Genomic DNA, 22,055 nt, shown 5'->3' with positions numbered 1-22,055 from the left:
CGCTCCTTGGCCTAACGCGCGCCGCTCGAAGTGTGCGAGGCCCTCCAGTCGCTGAAGCGGGTCGGGTAGATCGTCGGGTTCTCGCCGTCGGTGGGGACGATGGTGTGCTCGTCTAGCTGGGTACCGAAATAGCGGGCCTTGGGGTCGCCCACTACTTGGCGTGGATCGCCGGAATCGGCCAGCGCGGTCCGGATGAAGTCGGCCATCCCACGCTTTTCGGGGCCGGCGACGTTGGTGATGCCGTTGATCGGATCGGCGGTCGCTGCGCGGGTGACGGCCGTGGCGACGTCTTTGGCGGCGATGGGCTGAAACGCCCCTTCCGGCAGCAGGACGGTGTCGCCGTCGGTCGCCGAATCCGCGATGGCGTCTACGAATTCGAAGAACTGAGTCGCCCGCACGATCGAATATGGGGTTCCCGATTCTTCGATCAATTTCTCTTGGGCAACCTTGGCCCGCATGTAACCGCTGTCCTGGGCGCGGTCGGCGCCCACGATCGAGAGGGCGACGTGGTGCTGCACACCGGCCTCGCGTTCCGCTGCGAGAAGGTTTTTGGTCGACGTGGTGAAGAACTGCATTACGGGTTCGTCGTCGAAGGACGGGGAGTTGGACACGTCCACCACGGTGTGGACGCCGGCAACCGCTTCGGCGAGCCCCTCACCGGTGACGCTGTTGACACCCGAGCGCGGCGAGGCCGAGATCGCGTCATGTCCCAGCTCGGTCAGATTGGCGATGACCTGGGAGCCGATGAGCCCACTGCCGCCGATGACCAACACCTTCATGATCGAGCCCTCCCGAGGTAGCCGAATTGATGACATCAGCATCCCCTGTATGCCCGCAGGGCGGAACCCCGCGGCGCCCGGCGGTCCACGGCGGCCCTTAAATCAACTGCTTGACTTAACGGGGCCCGCGCCGATTAACTCGTCGTGTGGTTGATGAACTGGCCGGCAAGGTCGCCATCGTCACCGGTGGCGCTTCCGGCATCGGTCGCGGCATAGTCGAGAAGTTCGTGGCCGAGGGCGCGCGGGTCGTCATCGCCGACGTCGAGACCGAGAAAGGGCAGGCGCTGGCCGCCGCGCTGGGATCCGCTGTCTTCTTTCAACGGACCGACGTCTCCGATCAGCAACAGGTCGGCGCGCTGGTGGCTGCGGCCATCGAGGAATTCGGCGGACTGCACGCGATGGTGAACAACGCCGGAGTCTCGAGCAAGATGCATCGGCGTTTCTTCGACGACGATCTGGCCGAGTTCCACCGTGTCATGGCGGTCAACGTCCTGGGTGTCATGGCTGGCACGCGAGATGCCGGTCGCCACATGGCATCTCACGGCGGGGGATCCATTATCAATGTGAGTTCGATCGGCGGGATCCAGGCCGGCGGCGGTGTGATGACCTACCGTGCGTCCAAGGCGGCGGTCATCCAGTTCACTAAGTCCGCGGCAATTGAGTTGGCGCAGTACGAGATTCGAGTCAACTCGATCGCGCCCGGTAATATCCCCACGCCCTTGGTGGCCAAGGCGGCGCTCGACATGGATCCAGAGGAGACCGAGCGGTTCGAGGCGGCGATTCGCGAGACGATGCGAGCCGACCGGCCGCTGAAGCGCGAGGGGACCGCCGAGGACGTTGCCGAAGCGGCGCTCTACTTCGCCAGCGACCGGTCGCGCTATGTCACCGGAACCGTGCTACCGGTGGACGGGGGAACATCTGCGGGCAAGGCGCTGCGGTCCAAGCCCAAGGACTGACGCCAAGCCCAGCCGCGCCGATGCCTTCGCGCTACACGTCGCGCCGGTCAACCTGCAGCTGATGCGGCTCGCTGACCTGATCGTCGATGCCGAAGCTGATGATGCGCCGCGGCGTGATACGGATGATCGCCGTGTCGAGCTCGTCACCGGCGGCGCCCTGTTCCGACGGTGCCTCGGCTTGCTCGGCGGTTCCGCGTATCTCGAGGCAACGCACCCGCCACGGGTCGCGGGAGGTGATGTCGTCAACGACGAAGGCCACCCTGTTGTCGTGGGCGATGTTGCGGTACTTCTGGCTCTTCGACATTCGGTAGCCCGCGATATCGATGGTGCCCAGTGCCTCGTTGTAGATGAATCCCACCGGGCTGTTCTGTGGTGCGCCGTCGCGCTGGATGGTGGCCAACCGACCCAGGTCGGCCTGGCGCAGGAAGTCAATTTCATGCGATTTAAAGGTCATGACGGCAGGCTAGGACTTCAAGTGTTGTTGAAGTCAACCCGTCACGACCGTGCTCGAGCGTGACGCTGCAGTCACATTCAGCGCCCAGCGTGACTGCACCGTCACGTTCGGCGCTAGAAAATTTAAATCAAGCGCTTGACTTAATCTCGACCGACGGGTTGACTGAGGCAATGACCACGGCAGGCAGGACGGTTCGCACCGAGCGGGCCAGCTCCACCCAGGAGGCGATTCTGGTGGCGGCCGAGCGGTTGTATGCCGAGCACGGCATGTTCGCCGTGTCGAACCGGCAGGTCAGTGAGGCCGCCGGGCAGGGCAACAACGCCGCGGTGGGCTACCACTTCGGCACGAAGGCCGATCTGGTGCGCGCGATCGAGCAGAAACACCGGGGACCCGTAGAGGAGCTCCGCGAACACATGGTGGCCGAGCTGTCCGCCTCGGGCGGCCCGGCGGAGATGCGGGACTGGGTGGGCTGCTTGGTGCGCCCGCTTACTGAGCATCTGGCGGATCTGGGCAATCCGACGTGGTACGCGCGCTTCGCGGCGCAGGCGATGACCGATCCGGCCTACTACAACATCATCGTCAAGGGTGCGCTCAGCTCGCCGTCGCTGGTCCAGGTCGTCGACGGGATCAACAGCTGTCTGCCCAACCTGCCGGCCGAGGTGCGTTTCGAACGCAACATCATGGCACGCAACCTGCTGATGCACACCTGCGCCGACCGTGAGCGCGCGCTGGCGGCTGGATCAACCATGCACCAAACCTCTTGGCGGGCAGCAGCATCCGGACTCATCGACGCGATCGTGGGCCTCTGGTTGGCGCCCGTCACCCCGTACGAATAGAAGTGTGTTGAAGATGAAAGTTACTGTCGACCAGAACATTTGCGCGTCCTCGGGGAACTGCGTCATGAATGCGCCGGAGGTGTTCGATCAGCGTGACGACGACGGTGTCGTCGTCCTACTCAATGCGCATCCGTCGGCGGAACAGACCGAGGGCGCGCGCCGCGCAGCAGCCGCATGCCCCGCCCAGGCCATCTACATCGAGGAATGACATGTCAGACACACTGACGGGCACCGAAGCCCAGGCGACCGCAGAAATCCCGGATTATCCGATGGCCAGGAATGCGCGCTGCCCCTTCGCCCCACCCCCGGACGTCATGGCGCTGGCGGCGAGCAAGCCGCTGTCGCGGGTCCGGATCTGGGACGGCAGCACACCTTGGCTCATCACGGGTTACGAGGAAGTGCGCGAACTGTTCTCGGATTCCCGCGTCAGCGTCGACGATCGGGTGCCCGGGTTTCCGCACTGGAACGCGGGCATGTTGTCCACGGTGCACAAGCGTCCGCGATCGGTCTTCACCTCCGACGGTGAAGAGCACACTCGGTTCCGGCGGATGTTGTCCAAGCCGTTCACGTTCAGGCGCGTGGAAGGTCTGCGCCCGAACATCCAGCAGATCACCGACGACCACATCGACGCGATGCTTGCCGGACCGCAGCCCGCCGATGTTGTCACCGCGCTGGCGCTGCCAGTCCCGTCGCTGGTGATCAGCCAGCTGCTCGGGGTGCCGTACGAGGACGCCGAGATGTTCCAGCACCACGCCAACGTGGGGCTGGCGCGCTACGCGACCGGTGAGGACACCGCGAAGGGCGCGATCAGCCTGCACAAATATCTGGCCCAGCTGGTCGAGGCCAAAATGGAAAATCCCGCCGAGGACGCGGTCTCCGACCTGGCCGAGCGTGTCAAGGCCGGCGAGCTCAGCGTCAAGGAAGCCGCGCAACTCGGCACCGGACTGCTCATCGCCGGACACGAAACCACCTCGAACATGATCGGTATCGGTGTGCTTGCCCTGCTGCAGAATCCCGAACAGCTCGCCGTTATCCGCGACGCCGAAGACCCGAAGATCATCGCGAGCGCCGTCGAGGAACTGCTTCGCTACCTCAGCATCATCCAAAATGGTCAGCGCCGAGTCGCGGTCGAAGACATCCACATCGCCGGAGAGGTAATCAAGGCCGGCGAAGGCATCATCATCGATCTGGCGCCGGCGAACTGGGATGCAGACACTTTCCCCGAACCGGACCGGCTGTATCTGCACCGCGCGGGGGCCGATCGCAACGTGGCATTCGGCTACGGCCGGCATCAGTGTGTGGGCCAGCAGCTCGCCCGTGCGGAGTTGCAAATCGTCTATCGGACACTGTTCCGCCGAATCCCGACGTTGACGCTGGCGGTCCCGATCGAGGACATTCCCTTTAAGGACGACCGTCTCGCCTACGGCGTCTACGAATTGCCGGTGACCTGGTAGCCAAGTGCCGATCCGAATGGAGGGTCAATGATGACGACTCAATCAAGCACCATTTCGCTCTACCCGCCGGAAGGCTTTGGCGCACCGAAGGATCGCCGCGGTCACGCCGGGGGCGCCGATGTGGGTCTGCCCGACGGGACCGTGGTCTTTTCCGCGGACAACCACATCTCCCTGGCCGCCGACATCTTTTACGAACGCTTTCCCGACGATCTCAAGGAGAAAGCTCCGCGGATCTGGTATGAGGACGGCGCGTACCAAGTGGGGCGCAAGGGGCAGTCGTTCCTGCCGGGCGATTTCAGCGCGGTGTTGATGCAATACGACGACCTGCCCGGCGCCGCAAGCACCAACATCGAGGCCCGGATTCAGGAGCTGCACGAGGACGGTGTCGAGAAGGAACTTGCCTTCCCCAACGCGGTGCTGGCGCTGTTCCACTATCCCGACAAGAAGCTACGCGAACTCGCCTTCCGCATCTACAACGAATACATCGCGGAGCTCCAGGAACGCTCGGACGGCCATTTCTACGGTGCCGGGCTGATCAACTGGTGGGACCCGCACGGCACGCGGCAAACGTTGGAAGAGCTGAAATCATTGGGGCTCAAGACGTTCCTGATGCCGCTGAACCCGGGCAAGGACGACGACGGCAACCCGATCGACTACTCAAGCACGTCGATGGACGCTGTCTGGGACGAGATCGAGGCCGCCGGACTTCCGATCACGCATCACATTGGGGAGACGCCGCCGAAAAGCCCGACCGAGTTCAACAGCGTCGTCGTCGGGATGATGATCAACATCGATGGCTTCCGGGAGACGTTCGCCAAGTACATCTTTGGCGGCATCCTCGATCGGCACCCAGCTCTGCGCCTCGGCTGGTTCGAGGGCGGGATCTCCTGGGTCCCCTGGGCGCTGCAAGACGCGGAGCACCTGGTGGCCTCGTATCAGCATATGTTCAACCGGCCGCTGGAACACGACGTGCGCTATTACTGGGACACCCATATGAGCGCCTCGTTCATGGTCGACCCGCTGGGTCTGCAGCTGATCGACAAGATCGGCGTGGACAAGGTGATGTGGTCCAGCGACTATCCGCACAACGAAAGCACATACGGCTATTCGGAGAAGTCACTCGCGGCGGTTGTCGACGCCGTCGGACCGGCCGACGCGGCGCGCATCGTCAGCGGCAACATCACCAAATTCCTCGGATTGTGACAACGTTCGCGATTCCCGAAACACCCGATCTCGCCCGCATGCGTCGCGAGACCGGGGCTCGGCTGCGCTCGGCGATGGCCGAACGCGGGGTCGACGCAATGATCCTGCTGGGCAACAACGCCGTGGTGTATGCGACCGGGACCAGCTGGCCCCTGGGCGATGCCGGGCTGTCCTACGTCGAGCGACCCGTCGCCGTCGTAGTCGCCGAAGACCCGTGGCCGCACCTGTTCCTGCCGTTCCGCGAGGGCGCCGCGCACGAGGCGGACCTACCCGCCGACCACCTGCACGGACCGGTCTATCTCGAATTCGATGAGGGTGTCAGGATTTTCGCCCGCCAGCTGGCCGACCTCATTCCTGTCGGCGCAGCGATCGCCATCGACGAATGCACCGGCGCCATGTCGCGCGCGGCGAAGTTGTTGTTCCCCAACGGCGCTCCCGCCGATGCCGCTGCCGTCGTCAGCGCCGCCAAGGCAGTCAAGACGCCGGACGAATTGTCCTGCATGCGCACCGCGGTCCGGATCACCGACGAGGCGATGGTCGAAGTCCACAAGGCGCTGGCACCCGGCATCCGCCAGATCGAGCTATCCGCAAGCTTCTTGCGACGCGCCTTCGAATTGGGTGCCGAGGCAAGCATGCTGGAACCCATCTGGCAGGTGATGCCGCCGAGCAAGGCCGAGGGCGTGTGGACAACGCACGGAGATCTCGCGCTGCCCCTGCTTTCCACCGAGCGCGAGCTGGCCGAAGGCGACGTGCTCTGGACAGACGTCAGCATCACCTACCACGGCTACTGCTCGGACTTCGGGCGCACCTGGATCGTCGGCAGGGACCCGTCGCCGCCGCAGCGGGCGCAGTTCGACAAATGGTTCGAGATCTTGAGCGCGGTGCTGGACGTGGCCCGCGCCGGAGTCACCGCCGCCGATCTGGGCCGGGCCGCGATCAAGGCCAACGGCGGCACGAAACCTTGGCTGCCGCACTTCTACCTCGGCCACGGTATAGGCGTCAACGCCGCCGAAATGCCCATGATAGGAACGGATCTCGGCGACGAGTTCGACGAGAATTTCGTGCTGCAGCAGGGCATGGTGCTGGTGTTGGAGCCGGTGGTCTGGGAGGACGGCACCGGCGGTTACCGCAGTGAAGAGGTCTTGGTGATTACCGACGACGGCTGGATCAAGTTGACCGACTACCCCTATGACCCCTATGGCAACTGAAGTCCTGCCCGACGATAGGGCGCTGCGTCTCGGCCGCAGGCACCGGGCGCTGGAGCAGATGGCCGCGCACGATCTGGACGTCCTGGTGCTCGGGCGGCAGGCCAACGTCCGTTACGTGTCCGGCACACCGCAGCTGTGGGTCGCAGGCACCCGGCCGTTCGGACCCACCTGCGTGCTGGTTCGCGAGACCGGTGCCGTTCATCTGCTCAGCACGTGGGATGAGGGTGTCCCCGACGACATTCCCCACGAAAACCTGTACGGCATCTCGTGGAACCCGATGAACACCATCGCGGCGCTGCAGCGCATCGACGGCGCGGCCACGGCGCGCCGCGTCGGGACCGATGCGCTCTCACCGGCTTTCGCCAAGTTACTGCCAAGCGCATTTCCCAACGCCGAGTTGGTCGACGGGGAACTGGCCATGCGGGCCGCCCGGCGCATCAAGACGGCCGAAGAGTTGGTTTCGCTGCGGGATGCGATCGCGGTCGCGGAATCGGGCCTGGCCGCCGCGGTCTCCGAACTGCGGCCGGGGGTCAGCGAACAGATTCTGGCCGGAGTCCTGCTGGAGGCACTGGCGGCAGGCGGGGTGAGCACGCCGTCGAATCAGGATGTCGCGTGGGTGACTTCGCGCGAACATCCGTGGCGCCGGGTCAACGGCGACGACCGCATCAAAGACGGCGACCTCGTCGCCTTTTCCGCTGGCGTCCTGGCCGGCGGCTACATCGGCGAGGTGGGACGCACTTGGCCCGTAGGCGAACCCTTCGGCGCCGCGGCGCTGTATCGACGCTGGGACAACCTGTGGGCCAAGCTGTTAGCCGCGTGCCGGCCGGGAGCGGGAGCCGCCGAGTTGCTGGGCGCGTACCAGGCCGCGGGTGAGCCGCCACCGCCAATGCCGGTGGCCCGGGGCCTGGGCATGGGCTTCGACCCGCCCGTGGTCTCCGACCACCTGCCCGAAAGCGCGGTCCGCGAACGACTGGAGCCGGGCATGGTGCTGGCCGTGACCGGCTACGTCTGGGAAGCCGGGGTTGGGGCGGTCTTTGGCCGCGAGGCGGTCCTCATCTCCGCCGACGGTCCCGAAGTGCTGACCCGTAGTCCGTCGTGGCAGGCATGAGTGGGGGAACCTGAACCGCAGGCGCCGCTCGCCGGTTATACGGTCGTCGACCTCTCAACCGGAATCGCGGGCGCGTACTGCACCAAATTACTCGCCGACGGCGGCGCCGCCGTCGTTAAAGTGGAGCCGCCGCAAGGTGATCCGCTGCGACACTGGTCGGCCTCCGGCGCGACCATCCCACCCGGCGCCGACGGCGCGTTGTTCAGCTTCCTGGCCGGATCGAAACACAGTGTTGTCGCCGATCCCGAAGTGGACGATGACGTCGAGATGGTTCACCGGTTGCTCGCGGCGGCGGACGCGGTGGTCTGGTCCACGGGTTCCAAAGTGGCTGAACACCAAGACTTCACACCCGCTGCGATCCATCGAGCGTATTCGCATGCCACCGTTACGTCGATCACGCCCTTCGGCCTGGAGGGCCCCTGGCACGACCGGGCCGCGACCGAGTTCACCCTGCAGGCGTGGTCGGGCGGGATCGTCGGTCTGGGACGCGGACTGCCCGAGCGAGCCCCCGTCTACATCGGCGGGCAGGTCGGGGAATACATGGCCGGGGCCTACGCCAGCGCCGCGATGCTGGCGTCACGGTTTGGCCGCGTTGACTCGGGGGAGCCGGGAGAACTCATCGACCTGTCGATGCTCGAGACCCAAATCCTTTGTCTGACCTACTATCCGGTCACCTACTATGAAATGCTGGGCCGCCCATGGCGGGATGCGCGCCGACTCACGGTGCCTGGGGTGGCCCAGGCGAAAGACGGTCTGGTCGACCTGGGATGCGGCACCGCGCAGCAGTGGTTCGACCTGTGCGCGATGGTTGGCCACCCGGAATGGATCGATGAAGAATCACCGCTGACCATCACCGAGCAGGCCAACATCCACGCCGAGGATATCTACGCGTGGGTGGAGACCAATCAGGTCGACGAGATCCGCGAACTCGCAACGGCATTCCGCATTCCCAACGCTCCCGTCGCCAACGGCGCCAACATCGCGTCGCTGGAACACTTTGTCGAACGCGGTTCCTTCGTGCGCAACCCGCGTGGCGGTTTCCAGCAGCCGGGCCCTCCCTACCGGATGCGGCCCGCCCGGCTTCGGCCGCCCGGTCCGGCGCCGCGACTTGGTGAACACACCGCGCGTTACCGGGCCGCCAATTCGCGGCCGCGTCCGATACCGACGGGTTCGTCGCCCCGAATCTGTTGCCGTTCAGCGGGATCCGGGTATTGGACATGACGACGTTCTGGGCCGGTCCTTGCTGCACCCACTTTCTGGCCATGCTCGGCGCCGATGTCGTGCACGTGGAATCCGCGCGCCGGCCCGACGGTACCCGGCTCATCGCCGGCGTGCCGATCACCGAAGACCAGTGGTGGGAGAAGTCGCCGATCTACGCGGCGCTGAACACAAACAAGAAGGGCCTGACGCTTAACCTGCAGAGCCGGCGCGGGCGCGAGGTGTTGCTCCGGCTCATCGCGACTTGCGACGTCATCGTGGAGAACTTCACACCTCGGGTGCTGGACCAGATCGGGCTGGATTTTGCTGCCGTACAGGCTATTCGGCCCGACGCCGTCATGCTGCGGATGCCCGGATTCGGGCTCGACGGGCCGTGGCGCGACAATCCCGCGTTCGCCTATGCCATCGAGTCTGCTTCCGGCCTGAGCTGGCTGACCGGATATCCCGACCGCCCTCCCTACGAGCCGTATTCGATCGGCGACCCCAACGCGGGTGTGCATGCGCTCAACGGCCTGCTGCTGGCGCTGGAACACCGCCGCCGCACCGGTGAGGGCGTGCTCGTCGAGGCCGCGATGGTCGATGCCGCACTCAGCATCTCGGCCGAACAGATCATCGAGTACACCGCGTACGGCGCGCTGCTGGAACGCGCGGGCAATCGCGGGCCCGCCGCGGCACCGCAGAATCTCTACCGCGCCGCCGATATCGACGAGTTCGGTCGAATCGACAGCTGGGTCGCGATAGCCGTGACTAGCGACCAAGAGTGGCAAAGCCTGTGCGGCGCGCTCGGATCACCTTCTTGGGCGACCGATCCCGCGCTGTCGACGGAAGGCGGGCGGCGCGCACACCAGGATTCGATCGACGAGCACCTGGCCGCGTGGTGTGAACAGCGCACCCGCGACGACATCGTCGCTAAGCTCTGGGATGCCGGAGTGCCGGTGGCCAAGGTCATGCAGCCCCATCGCCAAACGGAACTGCAGCAGCTGGCTTTTCGAGGCTTCTTCGAAGAAGTCGACCACCCGGTCAATGGGCGGGCCAGGCTCAGCACCGTGCCGATGCGGTTCTCCGGCGGTCCGGCGCGATTCCACACGAAGGCCGCGCCGCTGCTGGGGCAGCACAACCACGAGTTGCTAGCCGAACTGGGTTTGACGCCCGCGGAGATCGCCGAGCTGGAGGTCGACGGAATCATCGGCCAGGCCCCGGCTTAGTGGCGCCAGCCCTCGGCCGCCTGATCGTCGAAGGTGCGGTCGATACGCTCGAACCTGCGGTGCACGGAAGCGCGGGCGGCCTCATGCGGAAGGATGTACAGCCGATTGGCCAAAATCCCGTCGGCAGTCAGGCGGGCGACGTCGTCGACGCCCAGGGAGTCGTCCTGCGCCGGCAACGGCCCGAGCGACCCCGTCACGTCGGGGGTCGACGCCAATCCATAATCCGCGCCGCGAATTCGTTCGGAGTTGGAGACAAGCTTGGTTTCGACGACCATCGGGCACAACACCGACACCCCGATGCCGCTGTCCTTGACCTCGCGGGCCAGTGTCTCGGCGAGGGCGACCACGCCGTACTTGGCGACGCAGTAGGCCCCGAGGCCGGCGTTGGGTACCAGGCCGGCGAACGACGCGGTGAACGCGACGTGGCCGCCCGTGCCCTGCTCGAGCAGCCTCGGCACGAACGCCTCGACGGCGTGAATGGAGCCCCACAGATCGATGTCGATCACCCAGCGCCAGTCCTCGTGCGTCATCTGCGCGATCGGACCGGCAACGACGATGCCGGCATTGCTGAAGACCACGTCGACCTGGCCGAGCAGGCGGAAGGCCTCATCCGCGAGGTGAACCATCTCCTCGAGATGCCGGACATCGCAGGTCACGCCATGCGCGTCGAACCCCTCGTCCAGCAGCTGTGACACGGCCTGTTCCAGCCCGGGCTTGTCGACATCGGCAAGCACCACGCGCGCGCCGCGGCGAGCGAACTCGGTGGCGGTTGCAAACCCGATGCCACTCGCGCCGCCGGTGACGACCGCACCGCGTCCCTCGAATCCGTCCATAGGACGGAACCCTATTTCAGGCAGCTACCCGCGTCGACGGGCAGGGTGACGCCGGTGACGTAGCGCGATTCGTCCGAAGCGAGGAACAGCACCGCGTTGGCAATGTCCTCCGGCTCCACCCAGGGAACGGGCAGTGTGTGGAACATCTGGCAGATCGGGGCCATGTCGTCGGGGCCCGGGTTTTCGAGATCCGGGCGGAACAGCTTGTAGGCCCCTTCGTTGTGCAGGATGGGCGTCCGCACGTGGGTCGGATGCACGGAGTTGACACGAATACTGTGGTGCCCCAACTCCACCGCGAAGGACCGCATGATGCCCACCACGCCGTGCTTGGCGGTGACATAGCTGCCGCAGTGCGGGTAAGCCTTTAATCCGCCGACCGAGCTGGTCAGAATGATCGAGCCGCCCCTGCCGCCTGCAATCAGATGTGGGACACCGGCTTTCACCGACTTCCAGACGCTCGACAGGTTCATGTCGATCATTTCCTGCCAGTCATACTCGCTGGTCTTGTCCAGGGTGTCGCCGCCATTGCCGATGCCTGCGTTGGCCACGATGATGTCCAGCCGGCCCAGTTGCTCCACGCCGCCATCGACCGCCGCTTTCACTGCGTCGTAGTCGCGCACGTCGACCTCGGCGGTGACGATTCTGCGGTTGAGTCCCTTGACCAGGTCGGCGGTCTCGGCGAGATCCTCTGGCGTCGAGCCGGGAATGGTGGTGTTCTGCACGAAGGATTTACAGATGTCGACTGCGATGATGTCGGCGCCCTCTTGCGCCAGCCGCACCGCGTGGGCGCGGCCCTGACCTCGCGCCGCCCCGGTGATGAAAGCGACCTTGCCCTCAACACGTCCAGTCATGGTTACCTCATTTCCTTGATGGCTCAACCGATTACGGCTGGCATGGTGTCCCAACCCCGCACAGTCGAGGTCGGGGAGAGCTTGCACTCGGCAAGGTCGACATCCCACTCCGGAAACCGCTTCAAGATTTCCTCGAGCGCGATCCGACCTTCCAGGCGGGCCAGCGCCGAGCCAAGGCAGTAGTGGGTGCCCACACTGAACGTCAGGTGCTGGCGCGGCTCGCGTCGGATGTCGAAAACATCTCCGTCCGGCGGGAATTGGCGGTGATCGCGGTTCGCCGCGCCGACGAGCATCATCATGACGCTGCCCTCCGGGATGCGGCGCCCGTAGTACTCGACATCACGGGTCACGTACCTGGCCACGTGGGGCGCCGGCGGTTCGTAGCGCAGCAACTCCTCGATGGCCCCTGGAATCAACGACGGGTCGGCGACCAGATCGCGCCGCTGGTCGGGGTGTTCGGCCAACACCTTTCCCGTCCACCCGATGAGCCGGGTGGTGGTTTCGTTGCCGGCGCCGGACACCACGCTGATATAGATGAGCAATTCGTCGCGGCGGAGTCGGCGGACGGTCCCGGTCTCGTCTTCGAACTCCACGTTGAGCAGTTCGGTCATGATGTCGTCGGAAGGATGTTCGGCACGCCAGTCGATGAATTGGCCGAAAAACTCGCCGTTCATCATGTTTTCGGCGGTGGTGTCCATGGGTTTGCCGGCTTCGGTGCGCAAGTTGGCGTTGGCGCGATCGCGTGCCGCTTCTTGGAACTCCTCGGGCACACCGAGCAGCATCCCGATCACACGCATCGGCATCTGCGCGCCCAGGTCGGCGACGAAGTCGAACCGGTCCGTGCCGATGAGTGGATCCAAACTCTGAGCACAGAATTCGCGGATCTTGGATTCCAGCTCGTTGATTTTGCGCGGCGTGAACATCCGGGATAGCAGCTTGCGGTGGATGTCGTGGATCGGCGGGTCCTCGAACAGCACTACGCCCCAAGGGATCTCGATGTTCGCCTTGATCAGCTCGAGTATCGCGCCCTTGGCCGAACTGAAGGTCTGGAAATCGACCAGCGCGTCATTGACGTCGGCGAAGCGACTCAGCGCATAGAAGTCATGCTGTTCGTTGTAGTACAGCGGAACGTCCTCGCGGAGCCGCCGAAACATCGGGTACGGGTCGGCGTTCAGCTCCACGTCGTACGGATCGAAGTACACCTCGCTGGCCGCGCTGACTGTCACGGGAAATCAATCGCCTCTCGCCGGAACCGCGTCGCCCCGCCCCCCGGGGAATCGCCGTCGTGTCGCCTGAGAACCCTGTCATCGCCACAAGTCAGTGTCAACGACGAATCCGTTTTGGCTATTTGCAATTCTAGATATTAGAGAATCTGATTCTCACGAGGCAAGTGGCGTGCGATAGTTGCTCATTTGGTGTTGCCGTGCCGCTGGTTATCGCGTGATCGCTAGCCGACGAATCCGCGTGAGCAGAAGTCCCAGACCTCGTCGGCGGTGATGGGATGGATCGTCGCGTCGTCCGGGCCCCCGCTGGACTGAGCGATGAACATCACCGTCTGCATCGTCATGGCGGCCACTCGCTTGGGATTGATCTCGGCGCGCAACTCGCCCGCGTCGCTGGCCGCTTCCATCAGTTCGGTCAGCAATGCCAGCAGGGGCGCGTGCGCGACCTTGACCTCGGCCGGGTGTGTAACCAGCAATCGCGGCGCAAAGTCGGTGAACAACGGCCGTTTCGCCGTGGGATCCGGGCGCGAGGACTCGTACAACAGCTCAACGGCAACCTTGAGCCGCTCGAGCGGATCTGTGTGACTTTCCGTGGCGGCGCGAATCTGGTCGGCGGAGCGGCTCAGCGCGTCTTCGAACAGCGCGAGCAGCAGTTCGTGCTTGCCGTCGAACTGCAGGTAGAAGCTCCGCAACGACTGGCGGGAACGGTCGACAACCTCCTGGACGGTGAAGTCCGTGCTGCCCTTTTCGATGATGATGGCCTGCGCCGCATCGAGGAAACGCTGGACGCGCTGGGCGGCCCGCAGTTTCGCGGTCTTGATCGACCGCTCGACGGCGCGCTGCTTCCAGGCGGGCTCCTCGCTTGGGCTGGTCACGAGCGGCTCAGGGGATTGCCGCGAGGGGAGAACATGATTGGACTCTACCGGAGAACGCCGTGGCATCTGTGCGCTCGACCCCCTCACGGACGACGTGTCTGAGATTGTAACTTTCTTACCACGAGAATACTATTCTCTTACACGCGTGTATGGAAGTGAAATCGCAAGAGCGAACTGCGCCGTCAGCGGAAACCCTGATCTACCCCTTCTAGGAGTGCCGTGCAGCTGAGTTTCGATGCCGATGTCGAGGCGTTTCGCTCCGAGTTCGTCGCTTTCCTCGATGCCAATCTGCCCTCGGAAGCCGAGGCATTCGACCGGCCCCGCTCGAGTTCACACATTCCGGATTGGGCGCGCCGCTGGCAACGGTTGCTGTTCGACAGTGGGTGGCTGCTGCCCGGCAACCCGCCGGAGTTCGGTGGACGAAACGCCACCTTGTTGCAGCAATACGTGTACCTCGAAGAGTTGTCGCGACGCCGGATCTACCAGAGTTTCAATCCGCAGGGCGTGGGCATCATCGCGGCGTCCCTGTTGACGTTCGGCACGCATGAGCAAAAGCAGCGATGGGCCGTGCCGATTCTGCGGGCCGAGATCACCGCGTCGCTGGGCATGAGCGAACCCGGTGCGGGCTCGGATCTGGCGTCATTGAAAACCCGCGCGGTGCTAGACGATGACCACTTCGTGGTCAACGGGCAGAAGGTGTGGACATCGGGCGCCCACGACGCCGACGTGCTTTTGACCTTCGTGCGCACGGACTCCGAGGCGCCAAAACACAAGGGCATCAGTGCTTTACTCATCCCGACCGACACCCCCGGCGTGGTCCGCCGGCCCTTCGCGTCGGTGGCGGACAGCGAAGACGTCGACTTCAACGAGGTGTTCTTCACCGACGTGCGCGTCCCGGCCGAGAACTTGGTGGGGGAGATCAACCAGGGCTGGCGGGTGGCAACCGGTTCGCTCGGTCACGAGCGAGCCATGTTGTGGATGGACTACGCCGGGATGTTGCACGCGCTGACCGTCGATTTCGGCGCATCGGGACCGCTGCAGCGCGATCACTACGCAACCCTGGTTATGGATTGCTACGCGCTGCGGCTGATCGGGTCGGCGACTTTGGCCAAGGCCGCACGCGGGGAAGAGGACGTGCCCGCCCAGTCGGTGCTGAAGCTTCTCGGGTCGGAGGCGATGCAACGAGCCTGCGAGGACGCGTTGAATGCCGAGGGGCCGGACGGGCTCGTGCTTCACGCGGTCACCTCGCCCGTCGCGCCGCTGAACCTGGACAGCCACTACGGCAGCTGGTTCGATCGCTACGTGCGCACGTTCGCCGCGACCATCGCCGGCGGGACTTCCGAGATCCAACGGAACATCATCGCCGAACGCATCCTCGGCCTCCCGCGCAATTAGCATGCGGGATCAAGGCTTTCGAGCGTCCACCCAGGCGTAGTAGGCGATGGCGACGAGCCCGGCGACGATCGCCGCCGCCCCCAACACGATGCCGGCAACCGCGGCGCGGGGGTTGTTGGCTTCGCGGCGCTGGACGCGCCGTCGGGCGACATCACCGGTCAGCACCGCCGCGATGCCGAGGGGCACTCCGATCAGGAGCCAGCAGGTGCCGAGTGCGACCACGCCCAAGATGACGGAGGCGACACCCACCTGGTTGCGCGGTGCGACGGGGCGGCCCATGCGTGCCAAGTCTAGGCGCCGCGGCCGTGTGCCAGGGATTGTCGCTGTGAGGCGGGCACATTGGGTAGCCCTCCCGCTTTGTGGCAGGTGGGACATCGAGCTTCTACAGCTGCGCCAGCCGCGGCGCATATCCTTTGGATCGCAACGACTTCCCCGCCTCGTGGGTCAGTTCTCTCGCGCTGCCCAGCAGGCTGTCCAGGACCAGGGCCCGTTTGATATGGCGATGCAGGGGATGTTCGGCGGTGAAGCCGATGCCACCGAGGACCTGCTGGCAGTGGCGCGAGGCGGAGAGCGCCGCCTGGCCGGCCGCGGCCTTCGCCAGCAGGGAAGCCAGGCCGTCGGCGTCCTCAGCGGCAGCACCCAGCGTCGCTTCCGCGCCCTCGATGGCGACCAGCGTCTCGGCCAACCGGTGCCGGATCGCCTGAAACGAGCTGATGTGTCGGCCGAATTGAACGCGGTCCAGGGCATGCTGGCGCGCCAGCGACAACATCGCGCGGCTGGCGCCGACCAGCCACCAGCCCACGGCCCGTCGCCCGGCGGCTAACGCGGTCGGCGGCAGCGACTCTCCCCGCGGCACGGAACGTATCGGCAGTTCGTCGTCGAGTGCCGAGCTGGAGCCATCGCCGCGTTCCCACACCACCCAGCGGTCACCGGCACACGGCAGCGGCACGCTGCCCTCCGGCGCGCTTCTGGTCGCCCTCAGTACGATGTCGTTGAGCACAGAGGCGTGCGCGCCGGTCTCGCCGAGCAACTCGAACACCAAAGGGACTGCGGTATCCGGCATCTCGTCGAGCATGTCGATCCAGCCGAGCTCGGATAACGCCGCGTCAAGCTTGGCTCCCGCCGCCGCGGTCATCGCGGTGCGTAGGGAGTCGGCCAGCATGCGCAGCGCCTCGGGGTCCACGGCTTTACTCCTTTCCGAGGTCGAGCAGCCGGCGGGCGATGATATTGCGCTGAATCTCTGCGGTGCCGCCGTAGATGGTCGCGGCGCGGGAATACAGGTATTCCGAGCGCCATTGCGTGTCGTCGAGCTCCAGGGTTCCCGGGAGTAGGTCGCGGACGGTGTCGTAGAGCCGTTGTTCGGCGCTGGCCAGCAGCACCTTGTCGATGGAGGTGTCCGGACCCAGACGTGCCCCGTCGCGTAACCGGTGCTGGGTGTCGCGGGATCGGCAGCGCAGCGTGTGCAGGGCGAGATAGGCTGCGCCAAGCTCGAATTCGTCATGGCCGTCGGGTTCGTCGGCGGCTGTCTGCGCGATGAGCTCGTCGAAGCGGGAGTAGAGGTAGGCGATCCGCTGCCAGAAGCAGGCGGAGCGTTCGTAGGGCAGCAGGTCCATCGCCAGCCGCCAGCCGTCTCCGGGTTGGCCGAGCATCCGGCTCGACGGGATCACCACATCGTCGTAGTACACCTCGCAGAACTCGTCCACGCCGTGCATCGTGCGCAGCGGCCGAATGGTGATGCCGGGGGTGTCCAGGTCGACGAAGAACGCGGTGATTCCGTCGTGGCCGGGCGCGGCGCGGGCGAGCAGGACACACCGCGTCGAGAACTGGGCGAAGCTCGTCCAGACCTTCTGTCCGTTGACGATCCAGTTGTCGCCGTCCTGGACCGCCCGGGTGGTCAGCGACGCCAGGTCGCTACCGGAGCCGGGCTCCGAAAATCCCTGACACCAGTGCTCGGCGCCGCTGAGCAGGCGCGGCACCATCTCGGCAGCGAGTTCTGCAGGGGCGTAGTCGATCATCGTCGGCGCGAGGACCTCGAGCATCGAGTACGGGCCGGGCTCGGCGAGCCGGCGGCCGACCACTTCTTCGCCGACGATCGCGCGAAGCACCGCGGGCCCACCCAATCCGCCGACTTCGACCGGCCAGCCGTAGCGCATCCAGTCGGCGTCGTAGAGCGCCCGGCTGACGCGGGCGAATTGCTGCATGTGTCCCTGCAGCGAGTGGTCTGGCCCCGGGGTCAGGTCATTGTCGTCGAGCCACGCGCACAGCCCCGCCCGGAACTCCTCGACATTCACGGGGTAGGGCGGCCGACGGCGTGCGGGCGTCCGGAATCGTGCACTCCGCTGCGGCGGATGAACGTCATGGCCCGGGTCTTCAGCCGCCATCCGTCGTCAGTGCGGGAGTAGGTGTCGCGGTAGTAGCCGATGCGCATGTCATGGGTTGCGTGGTCGATGAAGCACAGCGGTTGCGTCCCGGTGGCCGCATCGCCGTCGATGTCGACCAGCGCAGTTCCGGTGAGAAACAAGCCCTTTGGTGCCGCGGCCACCAGTTCCGGGAACTTGTCCAAGCCGTACGTATCGCCGAACGCGCTGTAGGTTCCGTCGGGTGTGAAGACGCCGATGAGCCCGTCGATGTCTTCCTGGGTGATGGTGACCGCGTAGCGGGCGAGGAGTTGCTGGATCTCGACCAGATCCTCAGTTCTGGTCGGCTGATTTGTCGACATAGACCTTGCCGCCTTTCATGACAAAGCTGACGTGCTGGGTAACGGTTATGTCTTCCAACGGGTTTCCCGGTACCGCGATGATATCGGCGAGCTGGTCCGGCGCGAGCCGCCCGCGGTCGGTCGAGTTGATGAGCTCGGCCGAAGTCACGGTCGCCGCCCGCAGCACCGCTAACGGGGGCAGACCCCAGTCGACGAGCGTGACAAGCTCGTCGGCGTTGCGGCCGTGTGGAATCGCCGGGGCGTCGGTCCCGACCGCGATCTTCACGCCCGCTTCGTGCGCGGCCACTATCGAGGTGCGCGACTTCGGGAACATCTCGGCGGCCTTCGCCTGCAGTTCGGGCGGGGCGTGCGAGACGTCCATGCCCTCGGCCAGGCGCCGGGTGGATACCAGGAACGTGCCGTGCTCGACCATCATCGCGATGGCCTCGTCGTCGACCAGGAAGCCGTGCTCAATGCAGTCAATGCCGGCTGCCACCGCGTGTTTGACGGCGTCGGCGCCGTGCGTGTGCGCGGCCACCCGCAGCCCGCGCCGGTGCGCCTCGTCGACGATCGCGCGCAGTTCCTCATCCGAATAGTGCTGCGCCCCAGGTGGTCCCGTCAGCGACATCACGCCGCCCGAGCAGCAGACCTTGATGAGCTCGGCGCCGTGCTTGATCTGGTAACGCACCGCCTTACGGATCTCGTCGATTCCGTTGGCGATGCCCTCCTCGATCGTCAAGTCCAGCACGTGCGGTGCGAACGCCGCGAACATCGTCGGATCCAGATGCCCGCCCGTCGGCGTGATGGCATGACCTGCCGGGACCACCCGCGGCCCGTCGATCCAGCCCGCGTCAATTGCCTTGCCCAGCGCGACATCCAGCAGGTAGCCGCCGGTCTTGACGAAGAGACCGAGATTGCGCACGGTGGTGAACCCCGCGCGCAGCGTGCGGCGGGCATTGCCGATCGCGCGTAGCACCCGGGTCGGGGGATCGTCCTGGACCTGCGACAGCCCGGGCTTTTCCCCGCGGCCGCCCATCAGGAGGTTGACCTCCATGTCCATCAATCCGGGCAGCAGGATTTGGTCGCCGAGGTCGATCAGCTCGCCCTCGGTGTCACCGCCGACACCGGCGATGCGATCGCCGTCGATACGCAGGATACCGGGCCGCAGGATCTCGCCGCTGTCAACGTCGAGCAGCCCGGCGGCCTTGAGCGTCAACACCTCTCAGATCACCGGCTCCCGGATCAGTTCCACCCATGCGGCGCCGCTGTCGGGCACGCGCGGCTGCTTCCACGCCTCTATCGGGAACGACACCATGACCAGCGACTGCATGATGTGCATCAACGTACGGGCGTCCTCGGGCAGATCGTCCAGCGGGAACTTGTCGCAGTACTCGATGGCGTCGTTCAGCCTGGGGAACGCGACGTCGTAGAACGCCTGCATCTCGGGCATGGTCGAGGCCAGTCGCTTGGCGTAGCGCTCGGGTTCGGTGGCTAGGTCCCAATCCAAATAGGGCTCCAGGTCAGCGAATTCAGACGGTAACGCCATTGTTTTGGTACTCCTTAACGTAGTCGGCGGTCGTCTTGTGCAGATGGCGGATCAGGATCTCCTGATCGCACAGCAGGAACTCCTTGACGGCCCGGGTGCCGATCATGGTCTGGGTCGCCTCCAGCGTGTTGGCGTCCTGCAGCGCGTACTCCTTGAACGTCACCGCCGCCAGCTCCTGGGCGAGGCGTTCCCGTGCGTTGCGCGGCGGAACGAAGTACAGCGTGCACTCGAAGATGTGCTTGTCGACGGCGGTCGGCCAGTAGTGGTAGGTCAAGAACCAGCCGGGCTCCCAGATCAGCAGCATGAAGTTCGGGTAGAAGAGCCAGGAGTCGATGCCCCACTGCGGCGCCCTCTTCACGTTGACACCCGGTGGCAGCTCCAGCTTCTCGATGATCTCCGGCTTGTCCCAGGGGCCGAACAGTCCGCTGCGCAACACCTGATCCATCGGCTTGACCATGGACATGTCCGGGGGCGGCGCCTGACCACCCCAGGTCGACTGCAGGTTGTGCGGGCCGGCGAGCTCGTAATGCAGCGCCTCGTAGCCGTACTTCTGGATCTTGGCGGCTTCTTCCTTGGTGTACTGCCCCTGGTGCAGGATCGGCGCGTGGTAGAACTCGACGAACGCGTCGATGAACAGCTTCCAGTTACTGCCGACCTCGGCCCGGTAGGAGTAGGTCTCCGTCATCTCGCCGAACGGGTAGCCCTCGATGCTCTTGGCCAACGGCCCCAGGTAGTCGGTGAGCGGCGCCGCGTTGTTGTCGAAATTGATGAAGATGAAGCCTTCCCACACCTCGCAGCGGACGGGCGCCAGGCCGTACTGGCTCTTGTCCACGTCGAAGAACTCATCTTCCTGCTGGACGAAGGTCAGGTCGCCGTCCAGGCTGTAGCGCCACGCGTGGTACTTGCAGGTGAACTGCCGGCAGGTGCCGGAGGTCTCCTCGTGCGGAAAGTCGTTCCATACCAGCTTGTTTCCACGGTGCCGGCAGACGTTGTGGAACGCCTTGACCGTGCCGTCCTTGGTCTTGACGATGATCACCGACATGCCCTTGCCGGCCGAGGGCAGTTCCTTGGTGAAGTAGCTGCCGGTGCGCGGGAGGCGCTGGACGCGGCCGACGTTGAGCCACGTCTTCTTGAAAATCGCTTCGCGTTCGGCTTCGAAGAATGCCGGATCGATCGAATCGGTGTAATCGACGGGGGCGGTGCCCAGTTCGGGATAGTTTTCTGTCCAGCTGCCTGCGGCCGGTTTCGTGAAGTGGGGCAAGGCTCTAACCTTTCTCGTTCTCGAGCTGTACACCAAAAGTGTTGATGGCCATGGCGAGTGCGATGTAGCCACCGATGGTGAAGATCAAGTCCATACGCTGATGTTCGTCAAGCCGTTCGCACAGAGCCGTCCACGTCTGATCCGAGAGGTTGGATTTCTCGTCGAGCTCGTCGACGGCCGTGAACACGGCGCGATCGAACTCGTCGCTCGTCTCGCCGGTCTGGGCGGCGGCGATCTCGGCGTCGGACAGTCCCTCCTTCTTCGCGATGCTCACGTGGTGGGACCACTCGTAGTCGCAGCCGCGTCGATGGGCGACACGCAGGATCGCTTGTTCGCGGATGCGCGCCGGGAGCGTGGAGCCGAACAGCAGGTACCCGCTGAACCGCAGGAATGCGCGGGCCAGTTTCGGGTGGCGGACCAGCGTCGACATGAGGGTGCCGGCGTCCCGGGGGTTGCGCCTTTCCTGGGGCAGCATGCCGGACAGTGACTGCTCGACAGCCTCGTCCCACTGGTCGGCGGGCAGCGGCCGCAGACGCATTAGGCAAGCTCCTCTCGGTGAAAGAGAATCATATTCTCATTTCCAACCAACAGACTTGCACGATTCGGTCGGCTGGTCAATGCCAGCGGGTGGCAATCCGCACTGGCCAGCCGCCCGGGGGACCGCGGTGGAGGCGTTGCCTGGGCGGCCCCTGCTCTGCGTCCTCGCTTGCCGGCGAAACGTCAGGTTTTCGCTAGGTGGCCCCGGCATTTACCTCGCGGCGCTGTCGCTCGAAGGCGGGCAATGAGACTATTCGTCTTAGGGCCTGGTCAAGGCTGCGTCAGTCGCTGCGCGCGGTGCTGGATGTTGATTCTCGCTTCACGAGAAGATAGTTTTCAAAATAGTGATCTTGGCGCCAAGCGGCGGTTCGCCGTAACTGTGTGGGCACAGCGCGTCCGACGGATTCGATCGAGA

General features: G+C 65.1%; 22 protein-coding genes and 1 pseudogene. 9 read left to right on the top strand and 14 right to left on the bottom strand.

Annotated elements, in window-relative coordinates:
* Positions 1 to 11 precede the first annotated feature (11 nt).
* On the bottom strand, positions 12 to 779 hold the full coding sequence (locus A5745_RS20910) for an SDR family oxidoreductase (protein WP_076058955.1): 768 nt from the start codon (positions 777 to 779) through the stop codon (positions 12 to 14).
* A 146-nt stretch (positions 780 to 925) separates the two neighbouring features.
* On the opposite strand from A5745_RS20910, the gene A5745_RS20905 reads away from it, so the two are divergent.
* Complete coding sequence (locus tag A5745_RS20905; RefSeq protein WP_076118586.1) at positions 926 to 1,735, top strand: SDR family NAD(P)-dependent oxidoreductase; 810 nt, start codon at positions 926 to 928, stop codon at positions 1,733 to 1,735.
* 31 nt (positions 1,736 to 1,766) lie between these two features.
* Here A5745_RS20905 and A5745_RS20900 read toward each other — a convergent pair whose 3' ends face one another.
* Complete coding sequence (locus A5745_RS20900; protein ID WP_076058959.1) at positions 1,767 to 2,189, bottom strand: PPOX class F420-dependent oxidoreductase; 423 nt, start codon at positions 2,187 to 2,189, stop codon at positions 1,767 to 1,769.
* 170 nt (positions 2,190 to 2,359) lie between these two features.
* Between A5745_RS20900 and A5745_RS20895 the strand changes: the two genes are divergently transcribed.
* The 7 genes and pseudogenes from A5745_RS20895 (at position 2,360) to A5745_RS20865 (ending at position 10,421) form a co-directional block, all read left to right on the top strand.
* Positions 2,360 to 3,025: a TetR/AcrR family transcriptional regulator gene (locus tag A5745_RS20895; protein WP_076058961.1), complete on the top strand. Its 666-nt coding sequence runs from the start codon at positions 2,360 to 2,362 to the stop codon at positions 3,023 to 3,025.
* A gap of 13 nt (positions 3,026 to 3,038) precedes the next feature.
* Complete coding sequence (locus A5745_RS20890) at positions 3,039 to 3,233, top strand: ferredoxin (RefSeq protein ID WP_076059140.1); 195 nt, start codon at positions 3,039 to 3,041, stop codon at positions 3,231 to 3,233.
* A 1-nt stretch (position 3,234) separates the two neighbouring features.
* A complete protein-coding gene (locus A5745_RS20885; protein ID WP_076058962.1) occupies positions 3,235 to 4,479 on the top strand; it encodes a cytochrome P450 in 1,245 nt (414 codons plus the stop codon).
* Between the two features lie 141 nt (positions 4,480 to 4,620).
* Positions 4,621 to 5,682, top strand: a complete 1,062-nt coding sequence (locus tag A5745_RS20880) for an amidohydrolase family protein (protein WP_170874432.1) — start codon at positions 4,621 to 4,623, stop codon at positions 5,680 to 5,682.
* Positions 5,683 to 5,720: 38 nt separating this feature from the next.
* The gene (locus tag A5745_RS20875) at positions 5,721 to 6,890 is read left to right on the top strand and encodes a Xaa-Pro peptidase family protein (RefSeq protein ID WP_083663010.1); all 1,170 of its coding nucleotides are present in this window, start codon (positions 5,721 to 5,723) and stop codon (positions 6,888 to 6,890) included.
* Positions 6,880 to 7,998 (top strand): Xaa-Pro peptidase family protein, encoded by a 1,119-nt coding sequence (locus A5745_RS20870; RefSeq protein ID WP_076118583.1) that lies wholly within the window; start codon positions 6,880 to 6,882, stop codon positions 7,996 to 7,998. The genes A5745_RS20875 and A5745_RS20870 overlap by 11 nt, the downstream gene beginning before the upstream one ends.
* Positions 7,999 to 10,421 (top strand): annotated as a pseudogene (locus tag A5745_RS20865) (CaiB/BaiF CoA transferase family protein).
* Here the strand turns inward: A5745_RS20865 and A5745_RS20860 are convergent.
* The 4 genes from A5745_RS20860 to A5745_RS20845 form a co-directional block, all read right to left on the bottom strand.
* Complete coding sequence (locus tag A5745_RS20860; RefSeq protein WP_076118581.1) at positions 10,418 to 11,254, bottom strand: SDR family NAD(P)-dependent oxidoreductase; 837 nt, start codon at positions 11,252 to 11,254, stop codon at positions 10,418 to 10,420. The pseudogene A5745_RS20865 and the gene A5745_RS20860 overlap by 4 nt on opposite strands.
* A gap of 11 nt (positions 11,255 to 11,265) precedes the next feature.
* Positions 11,266 to 12,105 carry a mycofactocin-coupled SDR family oxidoreductase gene (locus A5745_RS20855; protein WP_076058969.1) on the bottom strand — a complete coding sequence of 280 codons (840 nt, stop codon included), beginning with the start codon at positions 12,103 to 12,105 and terminating at the stop codon, positions 11,266 to 11,268.
* A 23-nt stretch (positions 12,106 to 12,128) separates the two neighbouring features.
* Entirely contained in the window at positions 12,129 to 13,331 is a 1,203-nt protein-coding gene (locus A5745_RS20850) for a cytochrome P450 (protein ID WP_076118578.1), read from the bottom strand.
* A gap of 221 nt (positions 13,332 to 13,552) precedes the next feature.
* Positions 13,553 to 14,203: a TetR/AcrR family transcriptional regulator gene (locus A5745_RS20845; RefSeq protein ID WP_076058972.1), complete on the bottom strand. Its 651-nt coding sequence runs from the start codon at positions 14,201 to 14,203 to the stop codon at positions 13,553 to 13,555.
* A 219-nt stretch (positions 14,204 to 14,422) separates the two neighbouring features.
* Here A5745_RS20845 and A5745_RS20840 point away from each other — a divergent pair, with 219 nt between their 5' ends.
* Positions 14,423 to 15,598: an acyl-CoA dehydrogenase family protein gene (locus A5745_RS20840; protein WP_076058974.1), complete on the top strand. Its 1,176-nt coding sequence runs from the start codon at positions 14,423 to 14,425 to the stop codon at positions 15,596 to 15,598.
* A 9-nt stretch (positions 15,599 to 15,607) separates the two neighbouring features.
* Here A5745_RS20840 and A5745_RS20835 read toward each other — a convergent pair whose 3' ends face one another.
* The 8 genes from A5745_RS20835 to A5745_RS20800 all read right to left on the bottom strand — a co-directional run bounded on the left by A5745_RS20835 (position 15,608) and on the right by A5745_RS20800 (position 21,641).
* A complete protein-coding gene (locus A5745_RS20835) occupies positions 15,608 to 15,877 on the bottom strand; it encodes a DUF4190 domain-containing protein (protein WP_076118576.1) in 270 nt (89 codons plus the stop codon).
* A gap of 103 nt (positions 15,878 to 15,980) precedes the next feature.
* On the bottom strand, positions 15,981 to 16,760 hold the full coding sequence (locus A5745_RS20830) for an acyl-CoA dehydrogenase family protein (protein WP_076118652.1): 780 nt from the start codon (positions 16,758 to 16,760) through the stop codon (positions 15,981 to 15,983).
* A 25-nt stretch (positions 16,761 to 16,785) separates the two neighbouring features.
* On the bottom strand, positions 16,786 to 17,889 hold the full coding sequence (locus A5745_RS20825; protein ID WP_076118574.1) for an acyl-CoA dehydrogenase family protein: 1,104 nt from the start codon (positions 17,887 to 17,889) through the stop codon (positions 16,786 to 16,788).
* Positions 17,886 to 18,317, bottom strand: coding sequence for a nuclear transport factor 2 family protein (locus A5745_RS20820; RefSeq protein ID WP_076118572.1), 432 nt, complete (start codon positions 18,315 to 18,317; stop codon positions 17,886 to 17,888). The genes A5745_RS20825 and A5745_RS20820 overlap by 4 nt, the downstream gene beginning before the upstream one ends.
* Positions 18,289 to 19,515, bottom strand: coding sequence for an amidohydrolase family protein (locus tag A5745_RS20815; RefSeq protein WP_076118570.1), 1,227 nt, complete (start codon positions 19,513 to 19,515; stop codon positions 18,289 to 18,291). The genes A5745_RS20820 and A5745_RS20815 overlap by 29 nt, the downstream gene beginning before the upstream one ends.
* A 3-nt stretch (positions 19,516 to 19,518) precedes the next feature.
* Complete coding sequence (locus tag A5745_RS20810) at positions 19,519 to 19,842, bottom strand: hypothetical protein (protein WP_076058982.1); 324 nt, start codon at positions 19,840 to 19,842, stop codon at positions 19,519 to 19,521.
* On the bottom strand, positions 19,826 to 21,103 hold the full coding sequence (locus A5745_RS20805; RefSeq protein WP_076058983.1) for an aromatic ring-hydroxylating dioxygenase subunit alpha: 1,278 nt from the start codon (positions 21,101 to 21,103) through the stop codon (positions 19,826 to 19,828). The genes A5745_RS20810 and A5745_RS20805 overlap by 17 nt, the downstream gene beginning before the upstream one ends.
* 4 nt (positions 21,104 to 21,107) lie before the next feature.
* On the bottom strand, positions 21,108 to 21,641 hold the full coding sequence (locus A5745_RS20800) for a carboxymuconolactone decarboxylase family protein (RefSeq protein WP_076058985.1): 534 nt from the start codon (positions 21,639 to 21,641) through the stop codon (positions 21,108 to 21,110).
* Positions 21,642 to 22,055 lie beyond the last annotated feature (414 nt).

It is taken from the genome of Mycobacterium sp. IS-2888, from assembly GCF_001954215.1.
Lineage (GTDB): Bacteria > Actinomycetota > Actinomycetes > Mycobacteriales > Mycobacteriaceae > Mycobacterium.
This window is presented reverse-complemented; position numbering and strand designations above follow the sequence as displayed.

Coding starts and splice junctions, on each gene's coding strand:
- A5745_RS20910 (WP_076058955.1), bottom strand. CDS start 779: ATGAAGGTGTTGGTCATCGGCGGCAGTGGGCTCATCGGCTCCCAGGTC.
- A5745_RS20900 (WP_076058959.1), bottom strand. CDS start 2,189: ATGACCTTTAAATCGCATGAAATTGACTTCCTGCGCCAGGCCGACCTG.
- A5745_RS20895 (WP_076058961.1), top strand. CDS start 2,360: ATGACCACGGCAGGCAGGACGGTTCGCACCGAGCGGGCCAGCTCCACC.
- A5745_RS20890 (WP_076059140.1), top strand. CDS start 3,039: ATGAAAGTTACTGTCGACCAGAACATTTGCGCGTCCTCGGGGAACTGC.
- A5745_RS20885 (WP_076058962.1), top strand. CDS start 3,235: ATGTCAGACACACTGACGGGCACCGAAGCCCAGGCGACCGCAGAAATC.
- A5745_RS20875 (WP_083663010.1), top strand. CDS start 5,721: ATGCGTCGCGAGACCGGGGCTCGGCTGCGCTCGGCGATGGCCGAACGC.
- A5745_RS20870 (WP_076118583.1), top strand. CDS start 6,880: ATGGCAACTGAAGTCCTGCCCGACGATAGGGCGCTGCGTCTCGGCCGC.
- A5745_RS20860 (WP_076118581.1), bottom strand. CDS start 11,254: ATGGACGGATTCGAGGGACGCGGTGCGGTCGTCACCGGCGGCGCGAGT.
- A5745_RS20855 (WP_076058969.1), bottom strand. CDS start 12,105: ATGACTGGACGTGTTGAGGGCAAGGTCGCTTTCATCACCGGGGCGGCG.
- A5745_RS20835 (WP_076118576.1), bottom strand. CDS start 15,877: ATGGGCCGCCCCGTCGCACCGCGCAACCAGGTGGGTGTCGCCTCCGTC.
- A5745_RS20830 (WP_076118652.1), bottom strand. CDS start 16,760: ATGCTGGCCGACTCCCTACGCACCGCGATGACCGCGGCGGCGGGAGCC.
- A5745_RS20820 (WP_076118572.1), bottom strand. CDS start 18,317: ATGTCGACAAATCAGCCGACCAGAACTGAGGATCTGGTCGAGATCCAG.
- A5745_RS20810 (WP_076058982.1), bottom strand. CDS start 19,842: ATGGCGTTACCGTCTGAATTCGCTGACCTGGAGCCCTATTTGGATTGG.
- A5745_RS20800 (WP_076058985.1), bottom strand. CDS start 21,641: ATGCGTCTGCGGCCGCTGCCCGCCGACCAGTGGGACGAGGCTGTCGAG.